This window comes from Marinospirillum insulare DSM 21763 (assembly GCF_000686905.1).
Lineage (GTDB): Bacteria > Pseudomonadota > Gammaproteobacteria > Pseudomonadales > Halomonadaceae > Marinospirillum > Marinospirillum insulare.
This window is the reverse complement of sequence record NZ_JMLW01000051.1, coordinates 1-8,379: the sequence shown is the minus strand read 5'-3', so window position 1 is coordinate 8,379 and position 8,379 is coordinate 1. Positions and strand designations below refer to the sequence as shown.

The following is an 8,379-nucleotide window of genomic DNA, read 5'->3' as shown; positions in this document are numbered from 1 at the left end:
CTGTTGGTTTAGTACATACTCTAACGGCAGATAATGGTAAAGAGTTTGCTGAGCATCAAGCCATTGCAAAAGCACTGAATTGTGACTTTTACTTTGCAGACCCTTATGCTTCTTGGCAACGTGGATTGAATGAAAATACAAATGGCTTAATACGTCAATACTGCCCCAAAGGTTCATGCTTTAAGCACTTAGATGATGAGCATTTTGAATTCATTATGCATCGTTTAAATAACCGACCTAGGAAAACACTTGGAATGAAAACACCAAATGAAGTATTGTTTGAAGAATTACAGGCTGTTGCACTAGCAAGTTGAATCCAAGTCGACGGTTTAAATTGCATGCAGCAGCCTCTTTACAGTTTGTATGATATGGATCATTAAATGTTAAGATTAATTTTATTTTTGTTTGTTGTTTTGACGTCTTTTAATGCATATAGTGTAGAAGTGGTCGCTGGGTTTCATAAACAACATTTTTCTTTAATACCTTATTTTGAAAAACAATCTATAGATAAAACCTATTATCTAACATGTGTTTATAAGTATAATGGCGAATTGTTTAAATTTAAATTTCCAATAAATAATTCAATGTATTTGAATGGGGCTGTATATGGTAAAAAAATTTGTAAAGATGAGGTCAAGGTTAAATTAAGACATGAAATTCTAGGTTCTAGCGTTGGCTATAGTAGAGATAAAGTTAATGTTATCCGTGATATCAAAGCTGGTGGATTAAGGGTTAGGCAATCTAGAATGGATGGTTGTGATTTCATAGAAGTTGATGGGGTTATTGATAGTGATGCAGTTGATATTCTCACAGCTCTAATCCCCAAAATTAAAACCTGCAAAAGCAAGACTGGGAATAATGTATCTACTAATATTTTTTTGAACTCTTTTGGTGGGTATGTTAGTGACGGTATGCGTTTAGGTAAACTATTAAGAGACAACCATTTCACGACACTTGTTGTTCAAGATCAGTTGTGTGCTAGTTCGTGTGCAATAGCATTTCTTGGTGGATACTACAGAAAAATGGATGGTGGTAGATTGCTACTTCATGCTCCTTATATAAAAAACCTACAGGGTTATATTTGTTCAGGACCTGTCGAAATGAACAAGTTAAAGAAGTATTATGAGGCTATGTTATCTAGCTCGGCATCAAAGATAGCGTTTGAAAGAACAGCTAGATATTGCGATCCGAATGGTGGGTGGATTGTCAATGCAACTGCAGCTGAACTTTTTGGTATAACTACACAATAAAGTATATTTTATATAGTGCTTAGACTTAATTATCTATTATATTAAGTTTATTAACCATTTAATTAATAATGGCTAAAGTCTTTTATGTTTTGCTAGGGCTCTATCAACCGCTTTAACAATTTGTTGGGCATTAAAGGGCTTTAAAATATAACCATCGGCACCGGTACGAATGGCTTGCTGTACAGTACTGGTGTCGTTATTGGCAGTGACCATAATAACCACTATGTCTTTATTGCTGGTTTTAATACTAGCTAAAGCATCTAGGCCGCTGACTTCGGGCATGTTGATATCAAGGCAAATGACATCTGGCTTAAGCTGAGCTGCCTTTTCAATTGCAGAAGCGCCATCGTTAGCTTGACCAACCACGTCATAGTTTAAGTCAATTAAAATGTCGTTAAGCATTTCACGAACCAAGGGCTCATCATCGACTACTAAAAATCGTAATGCAGGTGCTTCAGATTTAGACGCTTCAGGCATAGATTCCTCGATTGGCATTTACTTTGCCAGCTAAGCAAGATTTAAGATGCTCTTTCTACCATAATTAACACTTGAAGGCCAATCCCTAGAAGAGGTAGGTAAGGGCTGTTTAGCACTAATAATGCGCGCAGCATTTATCCACCCAGCATGACCGATAACCAAGCGCGGCTGGTTACTAGGCGTGTTTAACCAAGCTTCTACTCGGCTAAATAATTGCTGTAAATTTTCTGCTCCACCCGGTGCAAATTCAGCAAAATTTTCAACCCAAGCATCCATTTCTTTTGTATCTATTTGTTCCCAAGGTAAACCGTCCCAAGCACCAAAGTTAAATTCTGCCAAAAGGGGATCAACTTGTATTTGCCAGCCGTGTTTAGTTAAAAACTCACCTACGCCACGCGAACGCTGCAAAGGGCTAACATGCAGTACGGGTGTTAGCTTTAATCGCCTAGCTTCTTTTTGCACCTTATAAGCTAGGTTTCGGGTGCGGCGCGGGTCAACGGCTAAATCGGTATGCCCTAAGCAAATGCCCTCGGCATTGATGGGTTTAGGGTGGCGCCAAATAATGACTGTCATGCTAATTCCTTAAAACATTGCCAAAGCCAAATAACCAGCTAGTTCACATAACTGTTGCGTTGCCCCTAAACCATCACCAGTAAAGCCCCCTAAGCGTCTTTTTAGAAGCCGAGTCATATAGGCAGTGGCTAAGAGCATTAAGCCAAAAGCCAACAGCAGGGGTGCCAAAGCAGCCTCAGCTAAGAGGTAGTAAGGTAAATACAAGCTAGGTAGCAGGGTGAGCAGGGCAAAAGCCGCTTGGTGTTTGCCTAAGCTTTGTGCCAAGGGTTTAGCTTTGGCGTGTTCTAGATCGCCAGCGTAGGGTAAAAAGGTTAACAACAAAATACTAAACAAGCGTGAAAACCCATGCCCTAAAACCAAAGCCACTAGCGCCCAAGGTAGGCTTAAACTGGCTAATAAAGAAATTTTTAATGCCAAACCCATCACTAAACCTAGAGTGCCGTAAGTACCTAGGCGTGAATCTTTCATTATGTGCAACGCGCCTTCACGGGTAAAACTGCCGCCCAAACCATCACAGCTATCAGCTAATCCATCTTCGTGAAAAGCGCCAGTTAAACGAATACTAAAAGCGGTACTACCAATAGCTGCTACCCAAGGGTTAATTAACCAGAATAAACCGGCAAAGACTAAAGCAGTTAAGCTACCTATTAGTAAGCCTGTTAAGGGCAAATAACGGGCGCTTTGTTGTAACCAACTCGCTTGGTAGTTAGCTAAGCTAGGGACGGGCAGGCGGGTTAAAAATTGGATAGCAACAAGCAGTAAACGTGCTTCCATGCCTAACCGCTTAATAAGGCGCTTCATGGTTTATTCTGCATCTTTATTGCTTATGCCAGCACTAGAAAAGCTAGCCATTTCATTTAAAAAGCCTAGCGCCGATTTTAGTAAAGGGTAGGCAACCACCGCACCTGTGCCTTCACCCAAGCACATTTGTAAATCTAATAGTGGGGTGGCATCAAGTAGTTTAAGTAATTGACTATGCCCAGGTTCAGCAGAATGATGACTAAACACAGCAAAGTCTTTTACTCCGGGTTGTAGCTTTTCTGCTACCAACAAAGCACTGGAAGCAACAAAGCCATCGATTAACAAAATACGCCTTTGGCTAGCAGCTTGTAGCAGTGCGCCGACCATCATGGCTATTTCTAAACCACCCATGGCAGCTAATACTTCAAGGGGATTTTTAAGGTTGCGGTGCTTATGTAAAACCTGAGTTAAAATGGCTGTTTTATGCTTTATACCGTTAACTTCTAGTCCGGTGCCGGGACCAACGCAAGAATCAATAGATAGGCTGCCCAGTTTGCTTAGTAATAGACTAGCGGCAGAAGTGTTGCCTATGCCCATTTCACCCACAATTAGCAGGTTGCCAGGGGCTTCTCTTACCAAACCCATACCGCAGACCACGGCTTGAATGCACTCATCAGCATTCATAGCAGCGGTTTGTAGGCTGTTGCGAGTAGCGCGCATGACTTTTAAAGCAATTAAATCTGGGTGGGCTTCAAAATCACCATCCACCCCGGCATCCACCACTTTTAAAGCGATATTATGCTGGCGAGCAAATACATTAATGGCCGCACCACCGGCTAAAAAATTCAACACCATTTGCTGGGTTACGGCTTTAGGGTAGGCAGAAACGCCTTCAGCGGTTAAACCATGGTCAGCAGCAAACACCCTAATTTGTGGGTCTATAATCTGTGGCTTGCTGGTATTTAAAATTAAGCCTAACTGCAAAGCCAAGGCTTCTAAACGCCCTAAAGCATGCAGTGGTTTAGTTTTTTGGTCGATAAGCCCTTTTAGCTCTGCTTCCAATTCAGGGTTGGCCAGCTTAGGTAGGCTAGGTAATTCAAGGCGGTGGCGTGCAGTAAACATGGTTTTAAACTATCCGAATTAAACAAGGGGCGAATAAGGGAAAAATAGCTGCTGCCCTTCTACTTGGGTGGTGATTAAACGCTGGTGGTAAAGTTTTTCTAAAGCGGGCAGTTGCAACATGCTGTTTTTTTCACCCCAACAGGCTTGGCCATCTGGGTAGAGAAGTAAAATATGGCTACAGAACCTAGCAGCAAGGTTAAGGTCGTGCAAGGCCATCACCGCACTTTTACCCTTGCTTACTTGCTGGTGAATTAACTCTAGTACCGCCATTTGGTGATGCAGGTCTAAATGGTTGGTGGGTTCATCTAAGAGTAATAAATCTGGGTTTTGAGTTAATAAAACTGCCAAGGCTAAACGCTGCCTTTCACCACCAGAGAGGGTTTGAATACTGCGATTAGCTAATGCAGTTAATTCCATTTGTGCTAAGGCTTGCTGGGCCAAACTTATATCGGCTTGGCTTTCGGTTTGCCAGCTACGCAAATAAGGATGCCGACCCATTAAAGCTGTGGCTAATACCGTGGCAGGGAAGTCATCTTGTTGCTGCTGAAAAACTAAGCCTAGCTTTTGAGCGCGTTGCTGTGTTTTATAGCCAGTTATCGGTTGCCCAGCTAATAAAATCTGCCCAGAGCGTGGTGCTTTTAAACCAGCCAAGGTTAGCAGGAGAGTGGTTTTACCCGAACCGTTTGGCCCTAAAATGCCCCAGCTTTGCCCGGCTTGAATTTGCCAATTTAAAGCGTCCAGTTTAGGGCGACCAGGAAGGTGCATGATTAAATCTTCTGTTTGCATCATCAGCGGTTACTCCGATAGAGCAACAATAAAAACACTGGCACACCTAACATTGCCGTAATAACGCCAACAGGTAGCTGCTGCGGGGCGATTATAATTCTGGCAAGTGTATCGGCTAGCACTAACAAACTACCACCAGCTAAAGCACTGGCAGGCAATAAAATGCGTTGGTCGTAGCCAAACAGCATACGCATTAGATGCGGCACAATTAAGCCCACAAAACCTATGCTGCCTGCTAGGGTCACGGCTATGGCGGTTAACAAGGCGGCCAAGCCAAAAATTAGCAGTTCAACCTTTTGAACAGACACGCCTAAAGCCGCTGCTTGCAAAGCACCCCTAGCTAATACATTTAGAGTTCGACCTAAAGGAATTAGCAAACATAAAACCACCAGCAATACGACCCAAGGAATCAGTGGGTTAGGCGCGTGGGATAAATCACCCATAAGCCAATAAAGCATGCCAGGTAATTGTTGGGCTTGGCTGGTGGCCAGTATAAAACTAATTAAAGCGCCCCAGCCTGAAGCCACCACTACTCCAGTTAGTAGCAAGCGCGTTGCAGAGCTTTGTCCGCTACCATAAGCCAAACCAAACACTAAAAAAGTAGATAGCAACGCACCCGTAAAAGCTGCGCTCGACACCCAAAACACGCCTAAACCGGCCAGCATAGTTAACAAAGCGGCTACTGCTGCACCACCCGATAAACCTAAAATGTACGGGTCTGCCAAGGGGTTACGTAGTAATACCTGCATTAACGCCCCAGCCACTGCTAATAAACCGCCTGTAGCAAAAGCCGCTAATACACGCGGCAGACGTAATTCTAAAATCAGCATTTTATGCAGGGGAGCGCCTTGCCCAGATAAAACCGACACTATGGCTTCAAGCGGTAAATTAACGCTACCCAGCAATAAGCCTAAGACTAAAATAAGCAGGCTTAGGCAGAATAAAACCAATAAACGTGGCAGCAGTTTAAAAGGCATTAGTGGTTTCTAGCCTGCTGTAACTTGTCACACATTATTTGCGTGCCTTCTAAAAACCTGGGGGTAGGGCGCTGCACCAAGGAAGGCGGTATAAAATACAGTTTATTGGCTTTAACTGCCTGCATAGCAGTGAACTTTTGCCAGTGAATTAACCAGGCAGGATCTTTTTCACCTTCACCCTCTTTAATGCCCCCACCCATAATCACTTCAGGGTCTTGTTCTAAAACAGCTTCACGGCTAATGACAGGTACTAGCTGCTTTAAGTCGGCAAATACATTCACCCCACCACAAAGGCTTAACCCTTCGCTAATTAGATGTTCGCCATTTAAAGTAATTAAGGGCTGTTCCCACACTTGGTAGAACACCCTTACTTCACGCTGTTGGGCGTAACGCTTTTTAAGTTTTTCTGCGCCTGCATCAAAGGCCTGTGCTGCTTGTTCAGCAGTAGCTTCACGCCCTGTTAAACGGCCCAGTTGGCGTAATTCATGGCTAACGCCAGCCAAGCTGCGCGGCTCTGAGTAATAAACTGGTATGCCTAAACCAGCTAAGCGTTCCACCTGAGCTAAAGGGTTGCCACTATGCCAAGCAAGAATTAAATCCGGTTCTAAGGCAAGAATGCCTTCAATATCTAGCTGGTTATAGCCACCGATTAGCGGAATTTGCTTAGCTGCAGCTGGGTAGTCGCTGTATTCCACTGTGCCTACAATTAAATCGCCAGCACCTGTGGCAAACAGGTTTTCAGTTAAGTGGGGTGAAAGACTAATAATGCGCTGGGCAGGTTTAGCTAGGTGAACAAGCTGCCCTGAGTCATCAGTGACTTCAACGGCTGCATAAGCCAGATTAGTTACTAGCCAGAGCAAAAAAACAAAGGGTAAAGAGATTTTTAACCGCATAAAAAGCCTTAGGTGTATTAACAAGTCGGGATTAGAAAACCCACTAGTATAGGTGTATTATAGGCAGCCTTCGAGGTTCTCGGGAAGCCAGTGCGCAAAGTAGGCTGTTAATCAGTCTTTGCAATTCTGGCGCTGCCCCCGCAACGGTAATTCATGTGAAGCTTCGGCAAGCTTTATAAAGTAAAGAAGCTAACCCGCTTCAACAAGCCACTGTGCAAAAAGCATGGGAAGGCTGAAGTGAGTTGTTTATTGCTAGCCATTAAACCACAGATAAGCCCGGAGACCGGCCTAGAAGAATTCCAATTAACTACTCGGCAAAGAACCGAGCCCTTATTGCATGCGGGCGGCGTGCAGGACAGAAAAGACTCATGAAAAAACACACTTCAACCAAGTGGCTAAGCACAGCCGCGCTTGGGTTATTGGTATTAACACCTATTAGCCAAGCTTTGGCAGAAACCAAAATCAACAGCCTAGAACCAATCACGGTTACTGCTAACCGTATTGAGCTGTTAGATACCGAAGCACCCTATGCGACAGAAATTTATAGCTGGGAAGAGATTCAAAAGTCTGGTGCAACAACCTTGTATGACTTTTTAGGTCGCAATACCTCTATGAATGTAATGCCTAGCTATGGCAATCCTTTTTCACAGCTATTAGATATGCGCGGCTTTGGTATAGGTGATGGCTATCAAAATATTGTAGTGACCGTAGATGGTCGCCGCATGAATAATATTGATGGTGTACCTCAGCTCTTGAGTAGCATACCCCTACATAATATTGAGCGGATTGAAATTATTAAAGGCAGTGGCTCTGTTGCGCAAGGCGATGGTGCTACTGCGGGTACTTTAAATATTATTACCCGCAAAAAAGATGGTGGTAGTTTTTTGGTATCTAAAGGCAGTCATGGCCACACTCAAGGTAATATCAATCTAGGTGTGGTGGGTGAAAAGTACGCTTTAAGCCTAGGCGCTGAGATTTATGGTCTTGATGGTTACCGAGAAGAGGACCCAATGGGTCAAAAAGATACGGCTACTGCTAATAATCTACAAGCAGGTTTACAGTTGTTTCCTACTGATGAAGTAGAGTTAAGGCTTGGGGCTGCTCATTCAAAGTTAGATGTGGCTTATGGTAGCCCCCTAACTAAAAGTGAATTTAAAGATAACCCTAAACAGTATAAAAAAAGGCTAGATGGGGACGGTAATATCCTAGATAATAACTATACCCAGCAAAGATATGAAACTAACACACTTCCTGGATTCAACTCTCAAGTGCAACTCATTAAACTAGGATTGGATGGCAAGCTGCTGTAGCATCTTATGCTTTTCAATCGACCAAGAATGAGAAGCAAACATGAGACACTACACACAGCTCACCAGAGAGCAACGATACCAAATATCTGCCCTGCTTGATAACAATTTAACCCAAACTGAGATCGCTAAAACGCTTGGTGTTCACAAATCAACCATTAGTCGAGAGCTTAAACGTAATACAGGCAAACGTGGATATCGGCCTAAACAGGCTCACGAATTTACCGAAGAAAGGATCAAACAACGCTCAAAA

11 protein-coding genes and 1 riboswitch are annotated in these 8,379 nt (G+C 43.3%); of the genes, 4 read left to right on the top strand and 7 right to left on the bottom strand.

Going from position 1 to position 8,379, the window contains the following annotated elements:
* A partial coding sequence (locus BP27_RS0113130; protein WP_027851931.1) for an IS30 family transposase occupies positions 1-314 on the top strand: 314 nt, incomplete at its 5' end.
* A gap of 66 nt (positions 315-380) precedes the next feature.
* Complete coding sequence (locus tag BP27_RS0113125; protein ID WP_027851930.1) at positions 381-1,250, top strand: hypothetical protein; 870 nt, start codon at positions 381-383, stop codon at positions 1,248-1,250.
* 72 nt (positions 1,251-1,322) lie between these two features.
* Here the strand turns inward: BP27_RS0113125 and BP27_RS0113120 are convergent, their stop codons facing one another.
* From BP27_RS0113120 to BP27_RS0113090, 7 genes are read right to left on the bottom strand one after another with little or no spacing between them, the layout of a single operon-like run.
* Positions 1,323-1,745 carry a response regulator gene (locus BP27_RS0113120; RefSeq protein ID WP_084324611.1) on the bottom strand — a complete coding sequence of 141 codons (423 nt, stop codon included), beginning with the start codon at positions 1,743-1,745 and terminating at the stop codon, positions 1,323-1,325.
* Positions 1,746-1,757: 12 nt separating this feature from the next.
* Complete coding sequence (locus BP27_RS0113115; RefSeq protein ID WP_027851928.1) at positions 1,758-2,300, bottom strand: histidine phosphatase family protein; 543 nt, start codon at positions 2,298-2,300, stop codon at positions 1,758-1,760.
* A gap of 9 nt (positions 2,301-2,309) precedes the next feature.
* Positions 2,310-3,101 carry an adenosylcobinamide-GDP ribazoletransferase gene (locus BP27_RS0113110; RefSeq protein ID WP_036240356.1) on the bottom strand — a complete coding sequence of 264 codons (792 nt, stop codon included), beginning with the start codon at positions 3,099-3,101 and terminating at the stop codon, positions 2,310-2,312.
* A gap of 3 nt (positions 3,102-3,104) precedes the next feature.
* Positions 3,105-4,163 carry a nicotinate-nucleotide--dimethylbenzimidazole phosphoribosyltransferase gene (gene cobT, locus BP27_RS0113105; RefSeq protein WP_027851926.1) on the bottom strand — a complete coding sequence of 353 codons (1,059 nt, stop codon included), beginning with the start codon at positions 4,161-4,163 and terminating at the stop codon, positions 3,105-3,107.
* Between the two features lie 18 nt (positions 4,164-4,181).
* Positions 4,182-4,928 (bottom strand): ABC transporter ATP-binding protein, encoded by a 747-nt coding sequence (locus BP27_RS17655; RefSeq protein WP_483819033.1) that lies wholly within the window; start codon positions 4,926-4,928, stop codon positions 4,182-4,184.
* A 23-nt stretch (positions 4,929-4,951) separates the two neighbouring features.
* Positions 4,952-5,926 (bottom strand): FecCD family ABC transporter permease, encoded by a 975-nt coding sequence (locus BP27_RS0113095; RefSeq protein ID WP_027851924.1) that lies wholly within the window; start codon positions 5,924-5,926, stop codon positions 4,952-4,954.
* The gene (locus tag BP27_RS0113090; protein ID WP_084324610.1) at positions 5,926-6,819 is read right to left on the bottom strand and encodes a cobalamin-binding protein; all 894 of its coding nucleotides are present in this window, start codon (positions 6,817-6,819) and stop codon (positions 5,926-5,928) included. Before BP27_RS0113090 ends, BP27_RS0113095 begins: the two co-directional genes overlap by 1 nt.
* Before the next feature lie 44 nt (positions 6,820-6,863).
* Positions 6,864-7,125: riboswitch (cobalamin riboswitch) on the top strand.
* Positions 7,126-7,187: 62 nt separating this feature from the next.
* On the opposite strand from BP27_RS0113090, the gene BP27_RS16375 reads away from it, so the two are divergent.
* Both BP27_RS16375 and BP27_RS16370 read left to right on the top strand, forming a co-directional pair.
* Positions 7,188-8,129 carry a TonB-dependent receptor plug domain-containing protein gene (locus tag BP27_RS16375; RefSeq protein WP_051610580.1) on the top strand — a complete coding sequence of 314 codons (942 nt, stop codon included), beginning with the start codon at positions 7,188-7,190 and terminating at the stop codon, positions 8,127-8,129.
* Positions 8,130-8,169: 40 nt separating this feature from the next.
* Positions 8,170-8,379: helix-turn-helix domain-containing protein (locus BP27_RS16370; protein WP_036240290.1), on the top strand; the 210-nt coding region annotated here is incomplete at its 3' end.